At 65.8% G+C, this 26,238-nt stretch carries 27 protein-coding genes; 13 read left to right on the top strand and 14 right to left on the bottom strand.

Annotated elements, in window-relative coordinates; translation table 11 throughout:
* Positions 1–16 precede the first annotated feature (16 nt).
* From QM707_RS00210 to QM707_RS00185, 6 genes are read left to right on the top strand one after another with little or no spacing between them, the layout of a single operon-like run.
* Complete coding sequence (locus QM707_RS00210) at positions 17–1,390, top strand: aminodeoxychorismate synthase component I (RefSeq protein ID WP_414999868.1); 1,374 nt, start codon at positions 17–19, stop codon at positions 1,388–1,390.
* On the top strand, positions 1,387–2,238 hold the full coding sequence (pabC, locus tag QM707_RS00205; RefSeq protein WP_414999867.1) for an aminodeoxychorismate lyase: 852 nt from the start codon (positions 1,387–1,389) through the stop codon (positions 2,236–2,238). Before QM707_RS00210 ends, pabC begins: the two co-directional genes overlap by 4 nt.
* A gap of 38 nt (positions 2,239–2,276) precedes the next feature.
* The gene (mltG, locus tag QM707_RS00200; protein WP_414999967.1) at positions 2,277–3,305 is read left to right on the top strand and encodes an endolytic transglycosylase MltG; all 1,029 of its coding nucleotides are present in this window, start codon (positions 2,277–2,279) and stop codon (positions 3,303–3,305) included.
* Between the two features lie 8 nt (positions 3,306–3,313).
* On the top strand, positions 3,314–3,955 hold the full coding sequence (tmk, locus tag QM707_RS00195; protein ID WP_414999866.1) for a dTMP kinase: 642 nt from the start codon (positions 3,314–3,316) through the stop codon (positions 3,953–3,955).
* A complete protein-coding gene (holB, locus tag QM707_RS00190; RefSeq protein ID WP_414999865.1) occupies positions 3,952–4,950 on the top strand; it encodes a DNA polymerase III subunit delta' in 999 nt (332 codons plus the stop codon). Before tmk ends, holB begins: the two co-directional genes overlap by 4 nt.
* The gene (locus tag QM707_RS00185; RefSeq protein WP_414999966.1) at positions 4,950–5,303 is read left to right on the top strand and encodes a PilZ domain-containing protein; all 354 of its coding nucleotides are present in this window, start codon (positions 4,950–4,952) and stop codon (positions 5,301–5,303) included. Before holB ends, QM707_RS00185 begins: the two co-directional genes overlap by 1 nt.
* 10 nt (positions 5,304–5,313) lie before the next feature.
* Here QM707_RS00185 and QM707_RS00180 read toward each other — a convergent pair whose 3' ends face one another.
* From QM707_RS00180 to tesB, 6 genes are all read right to left on the bottom strand, one after another.
* Positions 5,314–6,453: an RNA polymerase sigma factor gene (locus QM707_RS00180; protein ID WP_414999864.1), complete on the bottom strand. Its 1,140-nt coding sequence runs from the start codon at positions 6,451–6,453 to the stop codon at positions 5,314–5,316.
* Positions 6,454–6,526: 73 nt separating this feature from the next.
* A complete protein-coding gene (locus QM707_RS00175) occupies positions 6,527–6,955 on the bottom strand; it encodes a GNAT family N-acetyltransferase (protein ID WP_414999863.1) in 429 nt (142 codons plus the stop codon).
* Positions 6,952–7,485: a hypothetical protein gene (locus tag QM707_RS00170; protein WP_414999862.1), complete on the bottom strand. Its 534-nt coding sequence runs from the start codon at positions 7,483–7,485 to the stop codon at positions 6,952–6,954. Before QM707_RS00170 ends, QM707_RS00175 begins: the two co-directional genes overlap by 4 nt.
* Before the next feature lie 28 nt (positions 7,486–7,513).
* Positions 7,514–8,140, bottom strand: a complete 627-nt coding sequence (locus tag QM707_RS00165; RefSeq protein WP_414999861.1) for a DUF998 domain-containing protein — start codon at positions 8,138–8,140, stop codon at positions 7,514–7,516.
* Positions 8,141–8,149: 9 nt separating this feature from the next.
* The gene (locus QM707_RS00160) at positions 8,150–8,551 is read right to left on the bottom strand and encodes a pathogenicity-like protein (RefSeq protein ID WP_414999860.1); all 402 of its coding nucleotides are present in this window, start codon (positions 8,549–8,551) and stop codon (positions 8,150–8,152) included.
* Positions 8,551–9,432, bottom strand: coding sequence for an acyl-CoA thioesterase II (gene tesB, locus QM707_RS00155; protein ID WP_414999859.1), 882 nt, complete (start codon positions 9,430–9,432; stop codon positions 8,551–8,553). The genes QM707_RS00160 and tesB overlap by 1 nt, the downstream gene beginning before the upstream one ends.
* 208 nt (positions 9,433–9,640) lie before the next feature.
* Here tesB and QM707_RS00150 point away from each other — a divergent pair, with 208 nt between their 5' ends.
* Positions 9,641–10,147, top strand: a complete 507-nt coding sequence (locus tag QM707_RS00150; protein ID WP_414999858.1) for a hypothetical protein — start codon at positions 9,641–9,643, stop codon at positions 10,145–10,147.
* A 192-nt stretch (positions 10,148–10,339) separates the two neighbouring features.
* Here QM707_RS00150 and QM707_RS00145 read toward each other — a convergent pair whose 3' ends face one another.
* The 3 genes from QM707_RS00145 to QM707_RS00135 form a co-directional block, all read right to left on the bottom strand.
* On the bottom strand, positions 10,340–11,344 hold the full coding sequence (locus tag QM707_RS00145) for a DUF4339 domain-containing protein (protein ID WP_414999857.1): 1,005 nt from the start codon (positions 11,342–11,344) through the stop codon (positions 10,340–10,342).
* Positions 11,345–11,591: 247 nt separating this feature from the next.
* Positions 11,592–12,941 (bottom strand): lipase family protein, encoded by a 1,350-nt coding sequence (locus QM707_RS00140; protein ID WP_414999856.1) that lies wholly within the window; start codon positions 12,939–12,941, stop codon positions 11,592–11,594.
* A 295-nt stretch (positions 12,942–13,236) separates the two neighbouring features.
* Positions 13,237–13,806 (bottom strand): N-acetylmuramoyl-L-alanine amidase, encoded by a 570-nt coding sequence (locus tag QM707_RS00135; RefSeq protein ID WP_414999855.1) that lies wholly within the window; start codon positions 13,804–13,806, stop codon positions 13,237–13,239.
* Between the two features lie 37 nt (positions 13,807–13,843).
* Between QM707_RS00135 and QM707_RS00130 the strand changes: the two genes are divergently transcribed.
* Genes QM707_RS00130 through rlmKL form a run of 3 tightly spaced genes read left to right on the top strand, consistent with a single transcriptional unit; the run spans position 13,844 to position 17,003 of the window.
* Complete coding sequence (locus QM707_RS00130; protein ID WP_414999854.1) at positions 13,844–14,350, top strand: MOSC domain-containing protein; 507 nt, start codon at positions 13,844–13,846, stop codon at positions 14,348–14,350.
* Positions 14,347–14,871, top strand: a complete 525-nt coding sequence (locus QM707_RS00125; RefSeq protein ID WP_414999853.1) for a hypothetical protein — start codon at positions 14,347–14,349, stop codon at positions 14,869–14,871. The genes QM707_RS00130 and QM707_RS00125 overlap by 4 nt, the downstream gene beginning before the upstream one ends.
* Positions 14,868–17,003 (top strand): bifunctional 23S rRNA (guanine(2069)-N(7))-methyltransferase RlmK/23S rRNA (guanine(2445)-N(2))-methyltransferase RlmL, encoded by a 2,136-nt coding sequence (gene rlmKL / locus QM707_RS00120; RefSeq protein ID WP_414999852.1) that lies wholly within the window; start codon positions 14,868–14,870, stop codon positions 17,001–17,003. Before QM707_RS00125 ends, rlmKL begins: the two co-directional genes overlap by 4 nt.
* Positions 17,004–17,113: 110 nt before the next feature.
* Here rlmKL and QM707_RS00115 read toward each other — a convergent pair whose 3' ends face one another.
* Positions 17,114–17,563 (bottom strand): DUF6491 family protein, encoded by a 450-nt coding sequence (locus tag QM707_RS00115; protein ID WP_414999851.1) that lies wholly within the window; start codon positions 17,561–17,563, stop codon positions 17,114–17,116.
* Between the two features lie 88 nt (positions 17,564–17,651).
* Here QM707_RS00115 and QM707_RS00110 point away from each other — a divergent pair, with 88 nt between their 5' ends.
* Positions 17,652–18,287: a class I SAM-dependent methyltransferase gene (locus QM707_RS00110; protein ID WP_414999850.1), complete on the top strand. Its 636-nt coding sequence runs from the start codon at positions 17,652–17,654 to the stop codon at positions 18,285–18,287.
* A 19-nt stretch (positions 18,288–18,306) separates the two neighbouring features.
* Here QM707_RS00110 and QM707_RS00105 read toward each other — a convergent pair whose 3' ends face one another.
* Positions 18,307–18,921 (bottom strand): GNAT family N-acetyltransferase, encoded by a 615-nt coding sequence (locus QM707_RS00105; protein WP_414999849.1) that lies wholly within the window; start codon positions 18,919–18,921, stop codon positions 18,307–18,309.
* A 138-nt stretch (positions 18,922–19,059) separates the two neighbouring features.
* Between QM707_RS00105 and QM707_RS00100 the strand changes: the two genes are divergently transcribed.
* Entirely contained in the window at positions 19,060–19,902 is an 843-nt protein-coding gene (locus tag QM707_RS00100) for a pirin family protein (RefSeq protein ID WP_414999848.1), read from the top strand.
* A 79-nt stretch (positions 19,903–19,981) separates the two neighbouring features.
* Here QM707_RS00100 and QM707_RS00095 read toward each other — a convergent pair whose 3' ends face one another.
* The 3 genes from QM707_RS00095 to QM707_RS00085 form a co-directional block, all read right to left on the bottom strand.
* Entirely contained in the window at positions 19,982–20,842 is an 861-nt protein-coding gene (locus QM707_RS00095; RefSeq protein ID WP_414999847.1) for a pirin family protein, read from the bottom strand.
* Positions 20,843–21,051: 209 nt separating this feature from the next.
* On the bottom strand, positions 21,052–24,537 hold the full coding sequence (gene mfd, locus QM707_RS00090; RefSeq protein WP_414999846.1) for a transcription-repair coupling factor: 3,486 nt from the start codon (positions 24,535–24,537) through the stop codon (positions 21,052–21,054).
* A 38-nt stretch (positions 24,538–24,575) separates the two neighbouring features.
* Positions 24,576–25,163: a GNAT family N-acetyltransferase gene (locus QM707_RS00085; protein ID WP_414999845.1), complete on the bottom strand. Its 588-nt coding sequence runs from the start codon at positions 25,161–25,163 to the stop codon at positions 24,576–24,578.
* Between the two features lie 131 nt (positions 25,164–25,294).
* Between QM707_RS00085 and QM707_RS00080 the strand changes: the two genes are divergently transcribed.
* Positions 25,295–26,206, top strand: a complete 912-nt coding sequence (locus tag QM707_RS00080) for a cation diffusion facilitator family transporter (RefSeq protein ID WP_414999844.1) — start codon at positions 25,295–25,297, stop codon at positions 26,204–26,206.
* Positions 26,207–26,238 lie beyond the last annotated feature (32 nt).

The following is a 26,238-nucleotide window of genomic DNA, read 5'->3' as shown; positions in this document are numbered from 1 at the left end:
GGGAACGGGCAGGCGCATGATCGAACGCGTTCTGCCGACCGGCATCGACCTGCTGTCCCTGCATCGCCTGGATGCAGCGCGCTATCCCTTGTTGCTCGAGAGCGTCGCTGGAACGGGACGCGCCGATAGTTCGCTATCGCGCTGGGACCTGTTGCTGATCGCCGACGGCGACGGCCTCTGCCTGGAGCGCGACGGCATCGTCCGCCGCCTGAGCGGTGAGGCGGTCGAGGCCGAAGATTTCCTCGTCGCACTCGACCATGATTGGCAGCGCGAGTCCGGTTCCGTCGAAGAGGTGCGGCAAGGATTGCCATTCCGCGGCGGCTGGGCCCTGTTCCTGTCCTACGAACTGGCAGCCAGCATCGAGCCCGTACTGCGACTGCCCGATGCGCCCGGTCCCTTGCCGGTGGCATTGGCGTTGCGTTGCCCTGCCGCCGTGCTGCGCGATCGCGATACCGGTGCCTGCCTCGCCATCGCCGAGCCCGGGCACGAGGCCTTGCTCGACGCGCTTGCGCGCGACATCGCGGCGACGGCATCGCTCCCGGCGCTGCCGGCTTGGCGAGCGCCCGAGCGTATCGACGAAGACGAACCTTCGCGCTTTGTCGACGGTGTTGGGCGCATTCACGGCTACCTGCGCGCCGGCGATGTTTTCCAGGTGAACCTGTCGCGCGCCTGGCGCGCGGATTTCGCCGAGGCGCCCGATCCCGCCACGCTGTATGCGCGGCTTCGCGAAAGCAATCCCGCGCCGTTCGCCGGCCTGCTGTCCTATGGCGATTGGTCGCTGGCCAGCTCCTCGCCCGAACGCCTGGTGTCGGTGCGTTCCGGCGTCGCCGAAACGCGGCCGATCGCCGGCACGCGTCCGCGATTCCCGGGCGACGACGATGCCGAACGCATGCGCGAACTGGTCGGCCATCCGAAAGAGCGGGCCGAACACGTGATGCTGATCGATCTCGAACGCAACGACCTCGGTCGCGTCTGCGTGCCGGGCAGCGTTCGCGTCGACGAACTGATGACGGTCGAGAGCTATGCGCATGTGCACCACATCGTTTCCAACGTAAGCGGGCGATTGCGCGAAGAGGTAACGCCCGGCGCAGTGATCCGGGCGGTGTTCCCCGGCGGCACGATCACCGGCTGTCCGAAGGTGCGTTGCATGCAGATCATCGCCGAGCTCGAGGGCGAGGGTCGCAGCGCCTATACCGGCGCCTTCGGCTATCTCAATCGCGACGGCGACATGGACCTGAACATCCTGATCCGCAGCGCATGGTTGCGGGGCAAGGAACTGCAGCTGCGCGCCGGCGCCGGCATCGTCGTCGATTCCGATGCGGAGCGCGAGTTGCAGGAAACCCGGCACAAGGCGCGCGGCCTGCTGCGGGCGCTCGGAGTGGACGCGTGAGCGTGCGCATCCTGCGCGACGGGACCGCCGCCGATGGCCTGGCCGCCGACGATCGCGGGCTGGCCTATGGCGACGGCCTGTTCGAAACCCTGCTCGTGCACGAAGGTCGGGCCCTGTGGTGGGACGCGCATTGGCGTCGGCTGCAGAAGGGCGCGGAGCGCCTGCGCATTCCCGTGCCGAAGGAAGAACATCTCGTCGATGAAGTCTCGCGCCTGGTGTACGCGACGTCGCGCGCCGTGCTGAAGCTGGTGCTGACGCGCGGTGCGGGCGGACGCGGCTATGCGCCGCCGGCGCGCGTCGCGCCGACCATCGTGCTTTCCCTGCACGAGGCGCCCGATGCGACGCCGGCTGCAGGGTTGGATCTGCGCTGGTGCGATGTCCGGCTCGCTACGCAGCCGGCGCTGGCGGGCATCAAGCACCTCAATCGCCTAGAGCAGGTGCTGGCGCGATTGGAATGGAACGATCCGGCCATCGACGAAGGCTTGATGCTGGACGAGCGGGATCGCGTCATCAGCGCGACCGCCGGCAACGTGTTCGCGCTGATCGGCGGGCGCTGGCTGACGCCTCGCGTGTCAGAATGCGGCGTGGCCGGCGTGATGCGTGAATGGTTGCTGGCGCATGTCGATGGCGCGTCCGAAGCGGAACTCGATCGCGATGCGATCGAAACGGCCGAGGCCGTCTTCGTCTGCAATTCCGTGCGTGGGCCGCAACCGGTCCGCCGCATCGACCGGCGGGAATGGGGCGATTTTGCGGCTATCCGTACGCTCGCCCATCGCCTCCTGGCGCGGGAACCGGCTTTCGCGTTTTCCTTCGCGCCCTGGCTGGGCGACAATCGCACGGAAACCTGAAGGAGCCCGGCGTGGCGCGTAAAGGCATCTTCGGCCGCATGATGCGGCTGCTCTTCCTCCTGCTGCTCGCCGCCGGCTGTGGCCTGGGCTATCTGTGGATGCGCACCCAGCAGTTCGCCGACGAGCCGATCGCGTTCGCCGGCGACGAGAAGGTGCTCGAGGTCGCGCCCGGCGATGGTTTCAGCGACGTCATGCGCAAGCTGCGCGGCATCGGCATCGCGCAGGGCAGCGATCTGGAGTGGCGTGCGCTGGCGCGCAGCATGAAGGTCGCCTCGCGCCTGCAGGTCGGCGAGTACGGCATCGTTTCCGGCATGAGCCCGCGCACGATCCTGCAACGCATGCACGACGGTCGCGTGATCCAGCGCAAGTTCACCATCGTCGAAGGCTGGAACTTCCGCGACCTGCGTGCGGCATTGTTGGCCGACGACCGGCTCAAGCATCAAATCGACGGTTTGAGCGACGGCGAAATCATGCAGCGCCTGGATCGCAAGGGAGTGTTCCCGGAAGGCCGGTTCCTGCCGGAGACGTATCTTTTCACGCGCAATACCAGCGACCTGGACCTGCTCGCGCAGGCCGCCGATGCGATGGACAAGGCGCTCGCCGAAGCCTGGGCGGCGCGCGCGCCGGAACTGCCCCTGCAGACGCCGGAGGAACTGCTGACTCTGGCTTCGATCGTCGAGAAGGAAACCGGCGTGGCCAACGAACGTCCGCAGATCGCCGGCGTGTTCGTGCGGCGCCTGCAGATCGGCATGCGCCTGCAGACCGATCCGACGGTGATCTACGGTATCGGCAGCGCTTACGACGGCAATATCCGGCGCAAGGATCTCGAAACCGATACGCCCTACAACACCTACACGCGCGACGGCCTGCCGCCGACGCCGATCGCGATGCCGGGCGCCGATGCGCTTGCCGCGGCGGCCAAGCCGGCCGAAGGCGATGCCCTGTATTTCGTCGCCGTCGGCGACGGCAGCGGCCGTCATGTCTTCACGCGCAATTATTCCGAGCACCAGGCGGCGGTCGGGCAATATCTGAAGCGTTATCGCGAGCAGAAGACGCAGTCGCAATGAAGGACGGCATGACGGACATCGAGAGCCACCCGCGTTTGATTTCCCTGGAGGGCGGCGAGGGCGCCGGCAAGACCACGGTGCTCAACGCTCTTCGCGAGACCTTGCTGCAGGCGGGCCACGAAGTCGTGAGCACGCGCGAGCCGGGCGGCACGCCATTGGCCGAGCGGATTCGCCAGTTGCTGTTGAGTCCCGATGGCGAGAAACCTTCGCCCGAAACCGAACTGCTGCTGATGTTCGCGGCGCGGGCGCAACACGTGCGCGAAACGATCCGTCCCGCGCTGGCGCGCGGCGCCTGGGTCGTGTGCGATCGCTTCACCGATTCGAGCTATGCCTACCAGGGCGGCGGTCGCGGCCTCGATGTCGCGTTCATCGCCGAGCTCGAGCGACGCGTCGTCGGCCTGCAACCGGGCCTGACCTTGTTGCTCGATCTCGGCGTATCGCAGGGACGTGCGCGTGCGAGCGGTCGCGATGCGCAACCGGACCGGATCGAACGCGAACGCGACGATTTCTTCGAGCGCGTGCGCGAGGCCTACCTGGCGCGCGCCGCCGCCGAGCCAAAACGGTTTCGTGTGATCGATGCCAGTCGCGAAGCCGCCACGGTCGTTGCCGATGTGACCGGCGTCCTGCGCGAATGGATGGCCGCGGCATGAATTTCGCGCCCTGGCAGCGCTCGGTGTTCGAAGCGGCTCATGGCTCGCTGGCAGAAGGGCGCCTGGGCCATGCCTTGTTGCTGGTCGGGCCGGAAAAGATGGGCAAGGGCGAGGTCGCCGCCATTCTGGCGAAACGTTTGCTCTGCGCGTCGCCTGCGGCCGACGGCCTGGCCTGCGGCCAATGCCGCAGCTGCCGCCAGTTCGAGGCTGGTACGCATGGCGATTTTTCCCGCGTCGGCTTCGAACCGAACGACAAGGGCGACAAGCTGCGCAGTGAAATCACCGTCGACCAGATCCGTCGCCTCGGCCAATGGTTCGCACTCACGCCGCAGCTCGGTGGCGCCCAGGTAGCGCTGATCGAACCGGCCGAGGGCATGAACCACGCAGCGGCCAATGCCTTGCTCAAGACGCTGGAAGAACCCTCGCCGGGGCGGTTCCTGTTGCTGGTCTGCAGTGCGCCGGGCCGATTGCCGGCGACGATCCGCAGCCGCTGCCAACGCCTGGAGTTCCGTTTGCCTGCGAAGGAACAGGCCGAGGCCTGGTTGCGCAGCCAGGGCCATGCCGAGGCCGATATCGGCGCGGCGCTGGAAGCCGCGCGCGGCCATGCCGGCCTCGCGGCCGATTGGCTGGCCCAGGGCGGCCTGGCCCTGCGCCGGCAGGTTCGTGGCGATCTGGACGCCGTCGGCAACGGCAAGTCGGGTCCGGTGGAGATGGCGCAGCGTTGGCTGGGCGACGAGCAGGCGGCGCTGCGCCTGCGTTTCGCCGCTGATCTGGCCCAGGATGCCCTATCCCGTCGCCTCGGCGCTCGGCCACCGGAAAAGGGCGGCTTGACCGCGCCGGGCGATTTTTCCAAGCTGTCCGCGTGGTACGACGCGCTCAATCGCGTCCGCGGGCAGTTGTCGGCGCCGCTTCGGCACGACCTGCTGCTGGCCGGATTGCTGCGCGAATGGCGTACGATGCTGCTGGAAGACCGCAAGGAAGGAGTGGCGCGATGATCGGTGCCGGTGGCGCAAGACAGGGCATTCTCTCGCTGGCGATCAAGGACAAGGCCCAGCTCTATGGCGCCTACATGCCTTATGTGAAAGGCGGCGGCATCTTCATCCCGACGACCAAGCGCTACTCGCTGGGCGACGAGGTCTTCCTTCTGCTGTCCCTGCTCGAGGACAAGGATCGCCTGCCGGTGGCCGGCAAGGTGGTCTGGGTCACGCCGCCGGGTTCGCAGGGCAATCGCGCGGCGGGGATCGGCGTGCAGTTCGCCGATTCGGCCGAAGCGGAAACCGTGAAGGGCAAGATCGAAACCCTGCTCGCGGGCATGCTGGAATCGGACAAGCCGACCCAGACGATGTAAACGCGACGGCTTACAGTCGTCCGGTGGCGATCAGGCCGAAGACCAGCGCGCCGATGCCGCACGCCAGGCCGAGCGTGCAGCCGATCCAGGCATTGCGCCTTTCCTTGCTGCGCGCCGCGCGCGCGGCGACCGGATCGTTCGCCATTTCCTGCGCGTGGCGGCGTTGCAGGATGCGCGGCATCCAACCTGTCGCCATGCCGATGACGCCGATGAGATACAGCGCCGTCGCCAGCACCGGCGCCTGCCAGCCCGACCAATGCGTACTGAGTACCAGGGCGACGGTGAAACCGATCACCAGCAGGCTCATCACGAAGCCGTAGCGCAGCAACTGCCGGCGTTCGAGTGCATCGAACGGTGCGCGCAGGTAACGGCGCAGGCCCCACCAGATCCCGCTCAGTCCGCCGAGTACGCCGATGCCGATGCTGCCGAGTCCGCCGACGAGAACTTTCAGCAGGCCTTTGCCGGCGAACGCGCCGCCAGTCAGCAATACCGTCGCGGCCGCCGCCGGCGGGCTGGCCAACGTGGTCGCGGCGAGCACGGTCGCCGTGAAGGCGGCGGTTGGCGCGCTGTCGCGGGCGAATTCGCCCAGGCGCGCGAGCAGTTCGTCGCGTACCAGGGATCGCGCGCGCGACAATCGCTTGCGCACGGCGGCGTCCTGCACGCCAAGCAGCACGGCGACCTGTTTCGAGCTCTGGCCTTCTCGGTAGTACAGCAGCAGGGTTTCGCGCGTGTCTTCCGGCAGCGCGTCGATCACATCGGCCGCGATGCGCGCTTCCTGCGATTCGGCCAGCGTTTCCTGCGGCCCCGGCGTCGGATCGGCGACGGCCGCGATCAGGGCTTCGACATCGCCCTCGGGATTGGCGCGGTATTTCTGCGCGCGCAGGTGATCGCGGGCGAGATTGCGGGTGATCTGTCGCAGCCAGGGCAGGAAGCTCTGCGGATTGCCGAGCTTGCGCAGGTTCTGCCAGGCCGACAGGAAGGCATCTTGCGCGATGTCCTCGCTGGCCGGCACGTCGCGCACGATGGCGAGCGCGATCGAAGTCACCATGCCCTGGCAGTTCGCAACGATGCGGCCATAGGCGGCCGTGTCGCCGCGCGCGGCGGCCGGCAGGTGCGTAGCGATGACGGATTCGAGGACTTCGGCGTTCATGGCGTGATCGGCCCGGGCATGCATCGACGACCGATGCCTGTAGCAAGACGCCTGGGCAGGCGGGATGTGACCATCAGGTCCGGGCCCGCTTCACCATCGCCATGCCAATGCTGCGCGGCGCCGTCGGCGAGAAACCGTACTGCGCGTATAGCGCATGCGCCTGGCCGTCCGCGATCAGGCTGACGTAGGCGCTTTCCGGCACGTCGGTTTCGATCCAGGACGATATCTCGGCCATGATCGCCTTGCCCAGGCCGCGGCCCTGATGCGCCGGGAGTACGGCGATATCCACTACCTGGTAGAAGCAGCCGCCGTCGCCGATGACCCGGCCCATGCCGATGGTTTCGCCCTCGTGCACGATCTGCACCGCGAACTGGCTGTTCGGCAGGCCGCGCGCGGCGGCTGCCGCCGTCTTCGGGCTCATGCCGGCCTGTTCGCGCAGACGGCGATAGTCTGCTTCGGAAGGAATCGCGCGACGGATCGAATAGCCCGTCGGCATCGTCATGGACGGGATTCCGGCGCGGCAGGAAGGATGCGGGCGAAACTTTCTTCGTCGCCGCGATCGCGTGCGGCGTCGTAGGTCGCGCGATTGCCGATATAGGTTTCCCGGCGCGTCAGCGCATCAGGACTGTCGATGCGCACCGTGAACGCATGCTCGTGGAAGCCTTCCGGATTCTGCAGGTTGCTGCCGTCGAGGAAATCGAAGCGATGCGTCCCCGATTCGTCGGTGCCCGCCAGTACGAGCCGCGGCGCATTGCCTTGCGGGCAATAATGCGTCGCCAGCAGGCGCTCGCCATCGAGCGAGTAGACCGTCATCGATTGCCGCGTCGGGCTCATCGTCCAGGTTTCGACCAGCACGCTGCCATTGGCGATCAAGCGGTATTCGACCGTCGTCTTGCTGTCGGGTTTGGAACTGCGCCAATGGCCCTGCAGCGTCTTCAGTTTCTCGAACACGGCCGCCGCCGAGGGTTCGTCGGCGCGAGCCGGTGCGGACAGGCTCGCGAGCAGGAGCAGCAGGGTCAGCACGATTCTCACGACGACCTCCGGAACGGTTCCAGGTGTTTTAGCGATTCTGGGGCGTCGGGCCGAGCATGTGCCAGGCGATCAGCAGCACCGCCATGCCCAACAGGCCATCGGCGATGCGCTGCAGCAGTCCGCGCACCGGGGCGAGTTCCGGCATCAGCATCAGCAGGAACAGCAGCAGCCAAGCGATGGCGGCGACACGGAAGAAAATTTTTCCGACCGTAGACAAGCCCGGCGCATACGACAGCAGGAACAGACCGAGCGCGGCCGGGAAATAGGTGCCGACACCGAGCAGGTCGTGAATCTGCTGCAGGGCCGAACCGCCGATCGAGCAACCGGGATCGCAGGGCGCCAGGGCCACGCCGAGAAAGGCGATGGGCTGTGTCCACAGCAACAGGAAACCAAGGCGGCTGGCGCCGGTGACGCGCGCGATGGGTTGCGCTACGACCAGGAAGGCGGCGAACAGGGCCGCGATCGGCACGAAACCGAACCAGCCCAGCTCCGTCGCCCAGGCCGTGCCGGTCGCGTTGAGCTCGCTGATGTAGTGCGTGACCTGCGAATAGCCGGGTTTCAGATACGCGCCGACGAAATAGAACACCAGACCGTACAGCACCGTCGCCAGTGCCAGCATCCGGGCGAGGCGTAGCCGGTTTCCGCTCGAACTCATCTCGAGCGATCAGCGCAGGATGAACATGCGCATCGCCATCCACGCCGCCATGCCGCCAAGCGCGAACAGCAGGGCGATCTTGATGCGCATCAGGCGCCGGTCCGGATCGTCCGTGGGACGTTCCTTCAACTGCAGGGCCTCCGGCACGAAGGACGAGGGCGCGTTCGCGGCATCCATCAGGCCCATGTCGATCAGCATTTCGCGAGCACGCTTGTAATCGTCCGACTGGATCACCCAGACCGAGGCCTGTTGCGAGGCATCGCCCTTCTTGTCGGTGTAACTGAACTGGCGGCGGCTGTGGCCCTTGTAGGTGCGGCCGCCCTGGATGCGGTTCTCGATGCCGGCCTCGGTCAACAGCTGCGCCACGCGTTCGACGTTCTCGAGCCTGGGCGAAGTGAACATCTGGCGCATCAGCGGTCTCCCTGTTCTTCGGCCAGTACGCGGATCAGGCCTTCCTGCGCGACCGATGCGACCAGCTTGCCGTCGCGGCTGAAGAACTGACCGCGCGCCAGGCCGCGCGCGTTCTGCGCCGTCGGGCTGTCGAGCGAATACAGCAGCCAATCGTCGGCGCGGAATGGCCGGTGGAACCACATCGCATGGTCGAGCGAAGCCATCTGCACGTTCGGCTGGTAATAGCTGATGCCATGCGGGAAGGTCGTCGTGCCGAGCAGATAGAAATCCGAGGCGTAGGCCAGCAGCGATTGATGCAGCACCGGCCGGTCGTCGACCTTGTCGATCAGCCGCAGCCAGACCTGCTGGTAGGGCGGGCGCTTCGGCGGTTTCACTTCGTCGCGCGGATAGATCGGCCGCATCTCGAACGGCCCCATGCGCGAGAGCCAGCGCTGCATCTTGGCCGGCAGTTTCGCCATCACCTCGGGCGAGGGCGCTTCGGTCGGCTCCACGTCCTCGGGCTGCGGCACTTCCGGCATGTGGAACTGGTGCTCGACGCCGGGTTCGGACTTCTGGAACGAGGAGGCGAAAACGAAGATCGGCTGGCCGTGCTGGATCGCGGTGACGCGGCGCACGGAGAAGCTGTGGCCGTCGCGGGCGCGGTCGACGTCGTAGATGATCGGCGCCTCGATATCGCCCGCGCGCAGGAAGTAGGCGTGGATCGAATGCACATGGCGCTCGTCGTCCACCGTCTGCTGCGCGGCCGACAGGGCCTGGCCCAACACCTGGCCGCCGAAGACGTACTTCGTGCCGATGTCGCGGCTCTGTCCGCGAAAGAGATTTTCCTCGAGGCGCTCGAGCGTCAGCAGGGCGACGAGTTCGGAAACGACGGACTGGGTCATGGGGGCTCCGGGGCGTGATCCGGATTATACCGGGATGGGCCATCGGCTCTCGCGATTCAGGCTGCCTTTGGGTCCGACGGTCAGAAAATGTACTCTGACCCCTGTTTCTACGATAAAGATGCCAAAGAGTTAGACGCAGACAAAGCGGCTTGGAAGTATTTGAAGGACGAAGGCGTCAAGTGTCCGAGCTGCATAGGAGACTAATCTCATGAAGTGGAATTTCTTTCTTGCCCCGACGCTGGCCCTTGCTTCGGCCACAACCGCTGCTGCATGTGAAGGGCGGTTCTACGACTACTCGGCTTATGCTCCGAGCGACTTGCGAGAGTTCTCCTATGGAATAAGGGTTGATACTCAAAAGGAGGAAATCTGGATAGGTCACAGTGGGCAAAAGATCAGGTTGTGCGGCGAAGATTCGCCTTTTTACTGTATTCATTCCTTGGCCCTTAATTTCGCTGTTCCAAAGGCAAGTCCGAAAGATGGCAAGGTGTGGAGTAGTGGCGGGATGGAGTTTCATTTGGAAGGAACAGAAACTCTTAATGTGTTGGGCGAAAGCGTGAAAGTTCTTGTGGTTTCAGCCAAAGATGGCGTAAGAGAGCATCGCTATTTCTATTCCGAGGACCGCGGTCTTCTTGGCATCGTTACCATCGACAAGAGCAAGGACAATGCTTACAAGACAGTTTTTTTGCTGGAGCAGAAATCTGGTTTTCCGTTCTAGCGAAAAACGGGGCGGAGGAAATTAGACCACCAAACACATCAGTTGGCTCCGCCCCCATTATTGAGCCAGACGCGAAAACGCCGCCCTGGGGCGGCGTTCTGCTGTTCATTGATGGCGTCAGAAACTCATCGCCTCGAAAAGCGGGCAGAGAACATTCTTGTTTGCAGCAGAACCGTTCTCTTGCCCCTGTTCCTATCGATCCACCACAACATCGCGGCCGTATTGCATCCAGCGGTAGGCGACCAGGCTGGCGAGCCAGGCCACCGGGGCGGCGAAGGCGAGGCCGATCAGGCAGGCCAGTATGCCCGCGAGAACAATCAAGATATTGAGGATGCTGAGGCCGAACAGGTTCAGGCGATTCTCTTCGGTGATGCGCGAGCTGTATTCGAAGGCATCGACGACGCCGAGATCCTTGTCGACCATGGCGTTCAGATACTGGCCGTAACGCAGGGCGATGTAGATCCCGGGCACGATCAGCAGCACCAGGCCGACCAGTACCGCGATGGAGAATAGGATCGTGGCGCCGACGGCCCGCAGCAGCTTGGCGCTTTCGCCGAATATCAGGCCGACCGCCACTTCCCGATCCGAGACCAGGTTCAGGCCCACGCGAATCAGGCCCAATTGCAGGAACAGGCTGATCACCTGCGACACCAGGTTGAGGGCCAGCGAGAGCGCGAACAGTCCGGTCTGGTCCGTCGTGGTGGGCTCGAAGTCCAGTCTGCCGGCGATGACGGACTTGATGGCGATTTCGATGAAGCCGAGAAGGAAACTGGATCCGAAGATGCAGCCCAGGTACACCAATCCGATGATGAAGATGGTCAGGTAGTGGCGTTTGGTCAGATCGAAGGCACGGCTGATGCACGCGGAAACGTCGATCGGATCGCTGCCCGGCCGGATCTCCGCTCCGGCCATCGGCGCGAAAGCGGCGGCTGCCGGATCGATCCAGACGCTCTGCGGTGCGGAATAGGGATTGGGAGACGCCGATGCCGAAGTAGCGTTCCTATGCGCTTCCGCCGCCCCGGAGAAAGCGACGCCGGCCAGCTGCGCGACCTCGCCGGCCGGCGTCCAGGCCGGCAGGGACGGATGCCAGACCAGGTCCGATGCCGCAATCTTGCCGTCGTTGGCCAATGCCAACAGGGCGTCCAGGCTCATCGGCCCGATCCGCTGTTCGCCGCGGGCGTAATACCAATCCGTCATGCTTTTCCCCTGCTTTTTCCGGCGAACGGCACTCCGTCCAGCGGCGCCGCGCGTTTTTTCGCGAGGCCCGACGATGGCATATTCCGGCGCGCATCTCCACTCGACCCGGCAACAAAGAGGTCGGAGAAAATTCTTGTTTGAAGCGAAAGAGTTCTCCAATCATCGTCTTGCTGCCTTGAGACGCGACAACGCCGCCCTCGGGCGGCGTTGCGCAATTGTTTCAGGCACGGAGATGCACTTGGCGGCGCTACGGAATCTGGAGCGGGTAGGTCATGCCCATGGTGCCTTGCCAGTAGGCAAAGGGCTTTCCTCGATCCACTTCCTCATTGTCCAGGTAGGCCACGATGCTGGATACGCCATGAGTGAGGAGGACCCCTTGATCGTCCGACTGGAGCGAGAGGAAAAAGTCGCGGGCGGCGATCACCATCGCGTCCACAGGCACCTGCAGCGTTAGTTCTCCATCGGCCTGCGTGACCGTTCCGCGAGCCAGTTCCGCAGTTGCGGAATTTTGCGTGTCGTAGTTCAGGTAGTGGCATGAGAGGCTGATCGTCACCGGACTCAGGCAGGTCACGTCCGTTAGCACAACGGTCAGCACATTGGCATTGCTGCGCCGGCGTTCGGTTTGCGCCGGGAAGTTGGCTTGCGCGCGCAGGAAGCTCACATAGTTGGTGATGTAGTGGCTCAGCGGGTAGCGCTTCAACGACAGGTCGTTTGGCGAGAAGTCGAGCGACTGACACAGGTTGCTGGGCGCGAAATGCGAAGCCGTCATGAACTGATAGAGGCCGGGATAGTCGCCCAGCACCTCCGACCTGGATTCGAAGAACGTGCCTCCGATGGCGACACTGGTCTGCTGGTGCGCGGCGTCCATCAGTTTGCCCACGGCATCCTCGAACGCCTGGCTGCCGATCGGCGGGCCGGAGAAGGTGCTGCCGTAGATCTCGGTGATGTGGAAACGCGGCGCGCCTTGTTCGGGATTGTCATCCAGGTCGCGCTGCAGCTTTAGCGTGATGGCGTCGATGAAAGCGAGATTCGCCAGCGCCGCGCCCAGGCTGTGCCCGGTGATCCATAGCGTGGCGTTGCCGCTCGGCGTGCAGGCGCGAACGTCATTGAAGATCTGGAGTCGACCCGCCTTGTAAGCATTGTAGAAACCCGAATGCACGACTTCCGTGCCGTTTCCGATGCCGGCAGGGAAGGCATAGGCGGTGGGCGAGGTGCCGAGGTTCGCCAGTAGCCAGTCCTTCAGCGCATCCGCCGTCCAGTTGAAATCGCGCGTCGGAAAGGAAGATCCCTGGAAAGCCAATGCGACGACATTGAGCGTCGGATTGAATGCAACCAAGTACGGCAGGTGCGGATCGAACCAGCTCGACGCCGACCAGGCGCCGATGCGTCCGACGCTCCAGTCTTTACCGAAGGCGCCTTTCAACAATGCGTCCACGGTGGCTCTGTCGATCGTGGAGCGATCGCCGGGTTTCGTGATGTAGGTCCATTCGCTGAGCTGCACCAGGAAGGCGTCGCGTTGCTTGTCGCTGTATGCCATGTCGTTCCCCTGTTGGCGGCAGCGGAGTTGCTGCCATCTAGCCGTAACGGTGATCGTCATTCGCTTCGGCCGACCGATTTCCCGCGCTCGGCCGCCGTCTGCATCAGAGACCAGACCATGCGATGCCACGGCAATCACGACTTTGGTTAGTTGCGCTTGCGCGCGGTGCGGCCAGGGCGCAGCGCACCGTCTGCGCTAAGTCGATCTGAGCGTGAGCGCGGTTGTCTGCAGTGATGCAGGCGGTTGCGTGTGAACTATTTACGGGTTAGCGCGGCGCCGTCGCTGCGGCGAGGGTGCCGCCAACCGACGATGCAAAAAAGCCGCTCTAAGGCGGCTTTTCGCTATTCGCGACGAGTCACTCGTTGGGCCGTAGTCGCCTCAACCCGCACGCTTCCAACACCCGCGCCCACGGAAACATCGGACCCGGGTCGAGCTTGCGCGAAATCTGCACGCCGGGGTTGTCGCTGGAGGGCACGGTGGCGGTGTCGAGGTCTTCGTGGCCGGCGATGAAAGCCAGCGACGGGATGCGTTCGCGCAACGCCGCCAGCAGTACCAGCAGCGAGTCGATCTGCTCCGGCGTATAGGGTTCTTCCATCGCCTGGTGGCGCGAGTCGTACCAGTGCGGATATCGACCGGTGTTGACGATCTCGATGCCGATCGAACGCGGGTTGTAGCCGCGCGTGTGGTGCGCCATGCGCTCGGGCGGCACGAACTCGTGCAGGCGGCCGTCGCGGTCGATGTAGTAGTGGCCGCTGTTGCCGGTACCGGCGTCGTAAAGCACGCGTTCGCCGTATTCGCGGGCGATGGCCATGTCCGGCAGCTCGGTGCAGTGCATGACCACGAGATCGATGTCGGCCAAGGACCGCTCGGTCAACAACGGCACGTAGGGCAGGGGCCAGGGACTGATCGGGGGGCGGGCATCCATGCCGCATGCTAACATTCGCACCATTCCGGAGCCTCCGATGTCGCTGCCTTCCGATTCCGCGCTGGGCCGCCTGATGGCCAATCTGCCGCGCCCCGGGCGTGTGGTATGGATCGGCCTGCGTCCGAAGCGCGACGTGCCGATGCAGGAAGTGAGCGAAGCCTTCGCCACGACCGGCATCGGCCTGACGGGCGATCGTTACACCAGCGGCAGCGGCAAGCGCGGCATCACCCTGATCCAGGCCGAGCATCTGCCGGCGATTGCGGCCCTGTCGGGGCATGCTTCCGTGCCGCCTGCCCTGCTGCGGCGGAATATCGTCGTGTCTGGCCTGCCTTTGATTGCGTTGAAGGGCCGGCGCTTCCGCATCGGCGAGGTGCTGCTGGAAGGCACGGACGAATGCGACCCCTGCTCGCGCATGGAAGATGCGCTTGGCCCCGGCGGCTACAACGCGATGCGCGGGCATGGCGGCCTATGCGCGCGCATCCTCGAAGGCGGCGTGCTGCGCATCGGCGATGACGTGGTGTCGGTGAGCGAGGCTGGCGCGTGAAAGGCCATGTGATCATTTCGCACGGTCTGGAAAGCAGCCCGGATGCGACCAAGGCCACGGCCTTGTCGCAGGCCGCCGAAGCGCTGGGCTGGACGCACGAGCGCCCCGATTACCGTTCCTGGGACAACGATTTCTCGCGCAGCCGGCTCGGCGACGTGCAAGGCCGTATCCTGCGTCTGCACGAGATCGCATCGCGCGTGCAGGGCCCGCTGGTCCTGGCCGGTTCGAGCATGGGCGCTTTCATTTCGGCGCGCGTCTCGCTGCAGGTGCCGGTGGTCGGCCTGTTCCTGATGGCGCCGCCGACGCAGTTGGAAGGCTATGATTTCAAGCTTGAAGCCGCCCATGTGCCGACGCATGTCGTGCACGGTTGGGACGACGAACTGATTCCGGCGACGGAAGTCGCGCGCTGGGCCGCGGCACGGCGCGACCACACGATCTTCGTCAACGACAGTCATCGCCTCGTGGACCACGTCGCGTTCTGCGGCGAAGAATTCGCCCGACTCCTGCAGAAGTTGGCATGAACTTTTTCGTTGCCTGCGGCAAGGGCCTGGAATACCTGCTGGTGGACGAGCTGCTGGCGCTGGGCGCGAGCCGCGCCACTGCTTCGGTCGCCGGCGCGAATGTCGAAGGCGAAGCCGAAGCCGTATATCGCGCCGCGCTCGAATCGCGCCTGGCCAGCCGTGTGTTGTGGCCGCTGGCTGAATTCGATTGCGCGAACGAGCAGGACCTCTACCAGGGCGTGCATGCGATCGATTGGGCCGAGCATCTGGCGCCGGAAGGCACGCTGGCGGTGGATGCGCATGTGTCGGGTCCAACACTGACGCACGAACGTTACGCCGCGCAACGCGTGAAAGACGCCATCGTCGACCGGATTCGCGCCAGGCATGGTGCGCGGCCGTCGGTGGATACGGCCGCGCCCGATGTGCGCGTGAACCTGCTGGTACGCAAGGGCCGTGCGATCCTCTCGCTGGACATCGGTGGCGGCTCCTTGCATCGCCGCGGATGGCGCGCCTCGCAGGGCGAAGCGCCGTTGAAGGAAAACCTGGCCGCCGCGATGCTGATGCGCGGCCAATGGCCGAAGATCCACGCCGAAGGCGGCGGCCTGCTCGACCCGATGTGCGGCAGCGGCACCCTGCTGATCGAAGGCGTGTTGATGGCGGCGAACGAAGCGCCGGGCCTGCAGCGCTGGCGCGGCGAGCAACCGAGTCGATGGCTCGGTTTCGATGCCGCTCTCTGGTCGCGCCTGGTGCAGGACGCGCAGGCGCGCGCCGACGCCGGGCGTGCGGCGCTGAAGCCGGTTTTCTTCGGCGCCGATACCGATCCGAACGCGCTGCGGTCGGCGATGGCCAATGCGGATCGCGCCGGCGTGGCCGAGCTGATCCGCTTCGATCGCAAGGCGGTTTCGGCCCTGGTTTCGCCGGGCATCGAGCGCGGCACCGTCGTCTGCAATCCGCCCTACGACCAGCGCCTCGCGGCCGATCCTGCTCTGTATCGCGAACTCGGCGATGCCCTGCGTCGTGCCGTGCCGGCTTGGCGCGCCAGCCTGCTCTGCGGCGACGAGGAACTCGCGCGTGCGACCGGCCTGCGTGCGGCGAAAAAGTACGCGATGTTCAATGGCGCGCTCGAATGTTCGCTGATCGTTTGCGATCCGGTGGCGCCGCCGATGCGCGAGGAGCGTGCGCCTGCGCCCTTGAGCGACGGCGCGGTGATGGTCGCGAACCGCTTGCGCAAGAATCTCAAGCGCTTCAAGTCCTGGCGCGAGCGCAACGGCATCGACTGCTATCGCGTCTACGATGCAGACCTGCCGGAGTATTCGGCGGCAGTGGATGTTTATGCCGAAGCGGAAGGCGAGCGACGTACTTTCCTGCATGTGCAGGAGTACGAAGCGCCCAGCACGATTCCCGAGGCCGATACGCGGCGGCGGTTTGGCGAATTATTGGCGGCCCTGCGTGACGTCTTCGCGCTGCCGCGCGAACAGGTGGTGACGAAGACGCGGTCGCGCGCGAAGGGCGGCAGCCAGTACGGGCGCATGGATCGGCGCGAAGAGTTCATGACCGTGCGCGAAGGCGCGGCGAAACTGCGCGTCAATCTGTTCGATTACCTGGACACCGGTCTGTTCCTGGACCATCGCCCCTTGCGCCTGCGCATCGCGCGCGAATCGGACGGCCTGCGTTTCCTGAACCTGTTCTGCTACACCGGGGCCGCCAGCGTGCAGGCGGCGGTCGGCGGCGCGACGCATACCACCAGCGTGGACCTGTCGGCGACGTATCTCGAGTGGGCGGCGCAGAACCTCGCCTTGAATGGCATGAAAGGCCAGGCGCACCGCCTCGCGCAGGCCGACGCATTGCGTTGGCTGGAGGCCGACCGCGGCGAGTACGACCTGATCTTCTGCGATCCGCCGACGTTCTCGAATTCCAAGCGCGCCGACGATTTCGACACGCAGCGCGACCACGTGCGCCTGCTGCGCGCCGCCGTCGCACGATTGTCGGCGAAGGGTCTCTTGCTGTTCTCGAACAACTACCGGCGCTTCAAGCTCGACGAAGCCGCCCTGGCCGAGTTCGCGATCTGCCGCGAAATCAGCCGCGACACCATCGACGAAGACTTCGAGCGGAACCCGCGCATCCATCGCGCCTGGGAAATCCGCCGGGCGTAGGGTGGGTGTAGGGCGGGCTCAAGTCCACCAATTCACACGGGCGCAGGGTGGGCTCAAGCCCACTAAAAAAACGCGCGAACCGCAGCCCGCGCGCCTATGGAAAACGCAGCTTACTTGGCTTCGGCTTTCGCCTTTTCCTTGCTGGTCTTGCGCGCCTTGCGCGCTTCCTTGTCGGCCTTCAGCGTGGCCTCGTACTCTTCCTTGCTCAGGCGCTGCATGCCTTCGATCTTGCAGGGATAGTCGCGGGTGAGCACGGCATCGCGGAAGCCGCCGCAGACGCGGCCGGTGATCGGGTCGCCGCGGAAGCCGACGAAATTGCTGTAGCTCAACGCCGTGCAGGCCGGGGCGACCCGCATGCGGTACTTGTTGCGCCCGGCATCGACCAGCAGGTCGCCGTTGTCCATCTGGGTCCAGCCGCGGGCCATCTGCGGGTCCAGGCATTGGGCGACCGGCAGGATCCGGGTCGATGCGGGCGGCTCGGCCGGCGCGCTGGCGCTGGAGGCGTGGGCTAGGCCGCAAAGGCTCAGGCTGGCGGCGATCATCAGGGGTAGGGCACGCATGGCGGACTCCAGGGGCGGGATGAATCCATTCTTGGCCTGGGCGGCTTAACCCGGACGAAATACTTCCGCCTGCATTATGCTCGCCTTGATGAAAGACGACCGCGCCGCCGCCCGCAGCCTGCCCGCCAGCTGGACCTTCTTCCTGCAATGGTTGAAGAACCCTTTGGCGGTGGCCGCCATCTCGCCCTCGAGCCGGCAACTGGCGCGACAGATGATGTCGCAGCTGCCGCGCTCGGCCCATCGCGTGATCGAGCTGGGTGGCGGCACCGGCGTGTTCACCCAGGCGCTGATCGACCACGGCATCGCGCCGGCCGATCTGCTCGTGCTCGAGCTGAACGAGGAATTGCACCAGCACCTCGTTCGCCAGTTCCCCGGCGCGGCGGTGGTCTGCGGCGATGCCGGCAACCTGCGCGAGATCGCCGCAGCGCATGGCTTCGGTGGCGAACAGCGCGCCGATGCCATCATCTCGGGCCTGGGCCTGCTGTCGATGCCCCGGCAGATGCAGCAATCGATCCTGTCGGCCGCGTTCGACAGCCTGCTGCCGGAAGGCCGCTTCATCCAGTTCACTTACGGGCCGGCCAATCCGGTGGCGCGCGAAGTGATCGAGGCGATGGGGCTCAGCGCGCACCGCGCCAGTTTCACCTGGTGGAATGTCCCGCCCGCCACCGTGTACGTCTACCAGCGCCGCGTCTCGCGGGCGATGCCGGCGCGTTCGATGCGCTGAGCGGAAATCGCGCCGCGCGTCAGCCGTGGCGCAGGCGTTCGTTGTCGAGCAGACCGAGCAGGATGCTGTCCTGCGTTTCGCCATTGAGCTGCCAGCGCTGCCGCAGGTAGCCTTCGCGCTTGAAACCGACCGACTCCAGCGTCTGCAGCGCCGTCTGGTTGCGCGGATCGATGTCGGCTTCGAGACGGCGCAGGCCGAGGTAACTGAAGGCATGGTCGAGCAAGGCGCCCAATACTTCGCGACCGTAGCGGTGGCCCCAGTGCGAGCGGCTGATGATGAAGCCTACTTCCGCGCGCCCGTGCACCGGATCGACCCGTGCCAGGTTGCAGGTACCGATCAGCTGGCCGCTGCCCGCGAGCACCACGCCCCACTGGTAGGACTCGCCGCGATCGAAACTGCGGTGGATCGCATCGAGGTAGATGCTGGCGTCGTCGCGGCTGGCGAAGGTCGCATGGCTCCAATAGCGCGTCGCCTGCGGGTCGGAGAAGACGCGGAACAGGTCGTCGATGTCCTGGACGTCCAGCCAGCGCAGACGCAGGCGCGGGGTCGAAATCGTGGGCAGGGTCGACTCGCCGACCCCGGGTTTCGGCTCGAGCAGGTACAGGGCAGCGGGGCGGGGTGTCTGCAGGCTCATAGGCACGGCGCCGGGGACTCAGGAAAGCTCACGAACAAACGCGCGCGAACCGGTCACGCCGGGAACGCTGGGTTGCGATGGCGGCACTTGGGGTGGATGGGGCCGAGCCCTATCTTGCTGGCATAGACAGGAGGAGCCATGAGCCAGACCCCATACCGCCGCATCGACCGTCGCAGCCGCGGCCTGCCCGCCTCGGACGGCGCCGGCGTGCGCCTGACCCGCGTGATCGGGACGCAGCAGTTGCCCGACCTCGACCCTTTCCTGCTGCTCGACGAATTCGGTTCCGACAAGCCCGGCGACTACATCGCCGGCTTCCCCTCGCACCCGCACCGCGGCTTCGAGACGGTGACCTACATGCTCGACGGCCGCATGCGGCACAAGGACAACCATGGCAACGAAGGCCTGCTGACGCCGGGCGCGGTGCAGTGGATGACGGCGGGGCGCGGCATCGTGCATTCGGAGATGCCCGAGCAGGAGCACGGCCTGATGCGCGGCTTCCAGCTCTGGGTCAATCTGCCGGCGAAGGACAAGATGACGGCGCCGCAGTACCAGGAATTCGCGCCGGATCGCATTCCGGTGGCGGAACCCGCCGCGGGCGTGCGCGTCAAGGTGATCGCGGGCCAGGTCGGCGAGACCGAAGGCCCGGTGAAGCAGCCGGCGACCGATCCCTTGTATCTGGACATCCTGCTGGATGCGGGCGCGAGCTTCGAACAGCCCGTGCCGGAAGGCCATACCGCCTTCGCGTATGCCTATGAAGGCGCGGCCGACATCGGCGGCGAGAGCGAGCCGGTGATGAAGGGCGACCTGCTGGTCTTCGGTCGCAGCGGATCGGTGCGTTTCACCGCGCGCAGCGCCAGTCGCCTGATTCTCGTCGCGGGCCGGCCGTTGCGCGAGCCGGTGGCGCGTTACGGCCCGTTCGTGATGAACACGAAGGAACAGATCATGCAGGCCTTCGTGGACTACCAGGAAGGGCGATTCTGAGAGCGAGGAACGAGTGCAGAGGTACGAGGAACGAGTGAACTGCAGCTTCTACTCACTCCTCGTTTCTCTTCACTCGTTTCTATTTTTCGGGCAACGGAATGAACTCCGTCTCCCCTTCCACTCGCCCCATCGCCTGATCGCGCCATTCGGCTTTCGCGCGTTCGATGCGTTCGCGCGAGCTGCTGACGAAGTTCCACCAGACGAAGCGCGGGCCGTCGAGCGGCGCGCCGCCGAGCAGCATGGCGCGCGCGTCGGTCTTGGCGAACAGCAGCGGCAGGCTGTCGGTCTCGAGCACGACCAGCTTGCCGTTCTCCAGCGGGATGTCGTCGAGCAGCCATTCGCCGGCGACCGGAAAGATGGCGCGTTCGGCATGTTCGGCCGGAACCACCAGTTCGGCGCCGGCTTTCAGGTCCATCGATACGTAGAGCGTTTCGCTCAATACTTCCACCGGCGATCGCTGGCCGAAACCGTGTCCGGCGACGATCACCAGGCGCACGCCATCGCCTTCGATCACCGGCAGGGTGTCTTTCGGATGGTGCGCGAACGATGGTGCGGTTTCCTCGTGCTCGCGCGGCAAGGCCACCCAGGTCTGCAGCCCGTGGAAACCGTGGTCGATGCCGCGCAAGCGTTCCGGCGTACGTTCCGAGTGCACGATGCCGCGCCCGGCCGTCATCCAGTTCACGTCGCCGGGCTGGATCTCCTGCAGCGAACCGAGGCTGTCGCGGTGCAGCATCGCGCCTTCCCACAGATAGGTCACGGTCGCCAGGCCGATATGCGGATGCGGCCGCACATCGACATTGTTCTTCGTGCCGAGCACCGCCGGACCGATATGGTCGAAGAAAACGAAGGGGCCGAGGCTGCGGTGGTTCATGTGCGGCAGCAATCGGCCCACGGTGAAACCACCGAGGTCGTGCACGCGCGGAGCAAGGATGTCGGGCATGGCGGTCGCCTCGCGGATTCGAGGCCCTAGCATCGCAGAAACGCGCCCCGGCTCCGAGCGCATCGCCGCAACGAATCATTCCGCTGCCGCAGGAGCCAGCTTGCTGGCGACGCGTCGCAATCGCAGGAGAGATCGCAGGCTGGGCTTGCCAGCCCAGCTTGACTGAAGCCACGGCAACGCCTGTAACACGCTGGGCTTGCCAGCCCAGCCTACGTGCTGCGGAACAGGGTCAGCAGTCCGCGGGCCGTGCGCAGGCGCGAGGCGGCATCGGGCAGAGGCAAACGCAGTCGCAGCTTGTCCGGGCCGTCCATCGAATAGGTCTTCGGCTGCGACTGGATCAGACGGATCACCGACATCGGATCAACATTGGGTTTGGGCAGGAAATGCACCCGCCCGCCGTTCTCGCCGAGTTCGAGCTTGCGCATGCCCAGGCGCGTCGCCTCAAGCTTCAACTCGGCCACGGCGAACAATTGCTTCGCCGCATCGGGTAGGACGCCGAAACGGTCCACCATCTCGACCTGCAATTCGCGCAAGGCATCCTCGTCGCGGGCCGAAGCGATGCGCTTGTACAGGGTCAGGCGCGCATGCACATCGGGCAGGTAGTCTTCCGGGATCAGGGCCGGCGAATGCAGCTCGACGTCGGCGCCGTGGCGCGTGGCCGGGTCGAGGTCGGGAATCTTGCCCGACTTGATCGATTTCACCGCGCGTTCGAGCAGTTCGGTATACAGGCTGAAACCGATCTCGGCGATCTGCCCCGACTGGCTTTCGCCCAGCAGCTCGCCGGCGCCGCGGATCTCGAGATCGTGCGTCGCCAACGTGAAACCGGCGCCGAGTTCTTCCAGCGAAGCCAGCGCTTCCAGGCGCTTCTCCGCATCGGAGCTCATCGCCTTCTTCGGCGGCACGATCAGGTAGGCATAGGCGCGGTGGTGCGAGCGGCCGACGCGGCCACGCAACTGGTGCAGCTGCGCCAGGCCGAACTTGTCCGCCCGATTCACGATGATCGTATTCGCCGACGGGATATCGATGCCCGATTCGATGATCGTCGTGCAGACCAGCACGTTGAAGCGCTGGCGATGGAAGTCGAGCATCACCTGTTCCAGTTCGCGTTCCGGCATCTGGCCATGCGCGACCCGGATGCGCGCTTCCGGAACCAGTTCGCCGAGCTCGCGCGCCATCTTCTCGATGGTATCGACCTCGTTGTGCAGGAAATACACCTGGCCGCCGCGCGCCAGCTCGCGCTGGAACGCCTCGCGCAGCAGGGCGGCATCCCAGGTGCTGACGAAGGTCTTCACCGCGAGGCGATGCGCGGGCGGCGTGCCGATGATCGACAGCTCGCGCAGGCCGCTCATCGCCATGTTCAGGGTGCGCGGGATGGGGGTTGCCGTCAGCGTCAGCAGATGGACCTCGGCGCGCAGCGCCTTCAACGCTTCTTTCTGTCGCACGCCGAAACGCTGCTCTTCGTCGACGATGACGAGGCCCAGGTCCTTGAAGCGCACGTCCGGCTGCAACAACCGGTGCGTACCGACGATCACGTCGATCCGGCCTTCCTCGACTTGGGCCAGGACGGCTTTGATTTCCTTGGCCGACTTGAAGCGCGACAGCACTTCGACGCGGATGGGCGAGTCGGCGTAGCGGTCGCGGAAATTGCGGTAGTGCTGTTCGGCCAGCAGGGTGGTCGGCACCAGCAGGGCGACCTGCTTGCCCGACGCCGCCGCGACGAAGGCCGCGCGCACGGCTACCTCGGTCTTGCCGAAACCGACATCGCCGCAGACGACGCGATCCATCGGCTGCGCTTGCGCCAGGTCGGCGATGACGGCATCGATGGCCGCTAGCTGGTCCGGCGTTTCTTCGAACGGGAAGGCGGCGGCGAAGGGTTCGTACATCGCGCGATCGAGTCGCAGCGCCAGGCCCTGCCGTGCCTGTCGGCGCGCCTGGATCTCGAGCAATTCGGCGGCGACGTCGCGCACCTTCTCGGCGGCTTTCTTCTTCGCCTTCTCCCAAGCCTCGCCGCCGAGCGAATGCAGGGGGGCGAACTCCGGCGCGGTGCCGGAATAGCGGCTGACCAGCTGCAACTGCGCGACCGGCACGTAGAGCTTGTCGCCCTTGGCGTATTCGATGCACAGGTATTCGCCGTGCACGCCGCCCGATTCGAGCACGACCAGGCCCTGGTAACGGCCGACGCCATGGTCCTCGTGCACGATCGGCGCTCCGATGGAGATTTCGCTGAGGTCGCGCAGGATCTGTTCGGGATCGCGCGCGACGCGCTTGCGGCGTCGGCTCTGGTCGCTGCGATCCGGGAAGAGCTGGCGTTCGGTCAGCACCGTCAGGGCCGGCGCCGACAGTGCGAATCCGTCTTCGAACGGCGCGACGCCGATCGCGAACCGCGCATCGTCGGCGACGAAGTCGCTCCAGCCGCGCAAGCCTTGCGGATGCAGATCGGCCGCCGCCAGCAGTTCGGTCAAGGCTTCGCGCCGGCCGGCCGAGTCGGCAGCGAGCAGGACGCGGCCCGGATAGCTGTCCAGGAACGAACGCAGGGCCGCGCCGGCCGCTTCGCCTTTCGCGTTCCAGGGCAAAGAGGGCACCGGCAATTCGGCGATGGCGATCGCTTTTTCGGCCTGCGCATGGCTCGTGCCGCAGACTTCGATGCGTTCGTGCCGGTTGAACTCGGCGCGCAGCGCATCCGGCGACAGGAAAAGTTCTTCCGGCGCCAGTACCGGCCGCTCGATGTCGTGGCGGCGCTGTTCCCAGCGCTCGCGCGTCTGCGCCCAGGCGTGCTCCGCCGCGGCCTCGACGCCATCGCCGAGGACCAGCAATGCGTTCTGATCCAGGTGCTGGAACAGGGAAACGACCCCGGCCTTGCCGTCCTCGAAGAACAGCGGCAGGTAGTATTCGATGCCGGCGGGCGCACCGCCTTCCTTCAAGTCCTGGTACAGCGGGCAACGCCGCGGATCGATGTCGAAGCGTTCGCTGAGCTTTTCGCGCACGCGCTTGGTCGTCGCCGCGTCGAGCGGGAATTCGCGCGCCGGCAGCAGTTTGATCGACTCCACCGGCTGTTCCGAGCGCTGCGTTTCCGGATCGAAGCTGCGCAGCGAATCGATCTCGTCGTCGAGCAGCTCGATGCGGAAGGGGCGGTCCGAGCCCATCGGATACAGGTCGAGCAGCGCCCCGCGTACGGCGAAATCGCCGGGGTCGAGCACCTGCGGCACGTTGCGGTAGCCGGAGGATTCCAATCGTCGCTTCTCGACGTCGAGATCGAGCTTCTGTCCGCGGCGCAGGTCGAGCGCATTGCCGGCGATCCAGCCCGGCGGCGGCAGGCGTTGCATCAGCGACGAAACGGGGACCACCAATACGCCGCGCCGGGTCGACCGCAGGCGATACAGGGCGGCGACGCGTTGCGAAACGATGTCGGGGTGCGGACTGAAAAGATCGTAGGGCAGGGTTTCCCAGTCGGGAAAGCTCAATACCGGCACGCCGTCGGCGCCCTGCGCGTCGGCCAGGAACAGGCGCAGGTCGCTTTCCAGCGATTGCGAGGCATGCGTTTCGCTGACGACCACCAGCACGAGGCCGTCGCGACGACGCGCCAGCTCGGCGATTCCCAGCGCGAGCGCGCTCGGGCTGCCTGGTGCTCGCCAGTAGGCGCGCTGCTGCCCCGCGCGCGGTTGCGGCGGGGTCGGGAGTGCGGTGGGCTGATTCATTAGCCGAACATTTTAACAGCCGGCCGGCTTCGAATCCCTCACATCCGAGGGCGGCGCCGCGACGTCCGCGCCGCCTGCGTCAGATTGAGGCTGATGCGGATCAGGCCGGAAGCTTCGCGCAGCGCCTCGCGGCGAAAACCCAGGGCATCGGCGACGTGCAGCATCGGCAGATTGTCCTCGATCGTATCGCCCCAGAGCGTGCGCAAGCCTTCGCGGTGGCTCCATTCGATCAGTCGCGAGAGCAGGCGCCGTCCCAGGCCCTGGCCGGCGATGTAGTGGCTGACCAGCAAGCCGAACTCGGCGCGATCCGAACCCGGGGTTTCGCGCGCGGCGCGCGCGACGGCGCCGACCAGGGCTTCGCCGGGCGGCAGGGCTTCGGCGGCGACGACGGCGTAGGCTTCGTGCGTAGGCGGATGCGTCAGGCGCAACAGATGATCGGGGCTCAGCGCCTTCACCGGATGCAGGAATCGGCGGCGGACTTCGTCCTCGTGCAGCAGGGCGAATGCGGCGTCGATCGGCGCGGCGTCGGCCGGGTCGATCGGCCGCAGGCATAGTTCCCGCCCATCGGCCAGGCGCAGGTTTTCGTGGCGGTAGGGATCGGAGGCGCGGGAGCGCGGACTGGTCATGCGTTCAGCATGCCATGTCGCGATGGTCGTACTGCTCTAGACCGGCCGATCATGGCCGGATCCGGGCCACGGCCGGTCGCCGGGCGATGCTAGACTGAAGCTCCGGAAGAAGACAAAGGCGCGCGCGCTGCATGGCTGGCAAAGGCGATTCGGTCAAGACGATTCTTTATGCGCTGGGCGCAAACTTCGCGATCTTCGTGGCCAAGTCCGTCGCCGCGTCGATCACCGGGTCCGGTGCGATGCTGGCCGAAGCGGTGCACTCGCTGGCCGATTGCGGCAACCAGGGTTTGCTGCTGCTCGGCATCAAGCGCGCGAAGCGACCGCCCTCGCCGGACTATCCGCTCGGCTACGGCAAGGAGATCTATTTCTGGTCCTTCCTCGTCGCCCTGATGCTGTTCTCGGTCGGCGGCATGTTCTCTTTGTACGAAGGCTGGCACAAGCTGCACGCGCCGGAGCCGCTGAGCTACCCCTGGGTGGCCGTCGGCGTGCTCACCTTCGGCATCCTCGCCGAAGCCGTGTCGATGCGCGCGTGCATGATCGAGGTGAACAAGGCCCGCGGCAGCCAGAGCCTGTGGCGCTGGTTCCGCGACAGCCGACAGGCCGAACTGGTGGTGATCTTCGGCGAGGATCTGGCGGCCCTGCTTGGTCTGGTCTTCGCGCTGTTCGCCGTCGTGCTGACCATGATCACCGGCAATCCCGTCTGGGATGCGATCGGCACGCTCGGCATCGGCGCGCTGCTGATCATCGTCGCGGTGTTCGTGGCGGTGGAAGTGAAGGCGATGCTGATCGGGCAGAGCGTCGACAGCGGGCAACGCGATGCCATACGCGAGTTCATCGAACAACGTCCGGAGATCAAGCGCGTCTTCAACCTGATCACCCTGCAGATGGGCAACGACATCCTGGTCTCGGTGCAGGCGGAAATGGCCGATTCCACCGTCAGCGTCGCCGATGCCATCGCCGGGATCAACGCCACCGAGGTCGCGCTGAAAGCGCGCTTCCCGGACGTGAAGTGGTGCTTCTTCGAGCCCGACGATTCCGCCTGAGGCTTCCATGCCCGCCCGGATCGCTCGCGCTT

Source organism: Arenimonas sp. (genome assembly GCF_047602345.1).
In the GTDB taxonomy this organism is placed as follows: Bacteria; Pseudomonadota; Gammaproteobacteria; order Xanthomonadales; family Xanthomonadaceae; genus Arenimonas.
Note: the sequence above shows the minus strand (reverse complement) of the source record. Positions and strands in the feature narration are given on the sequence as shown.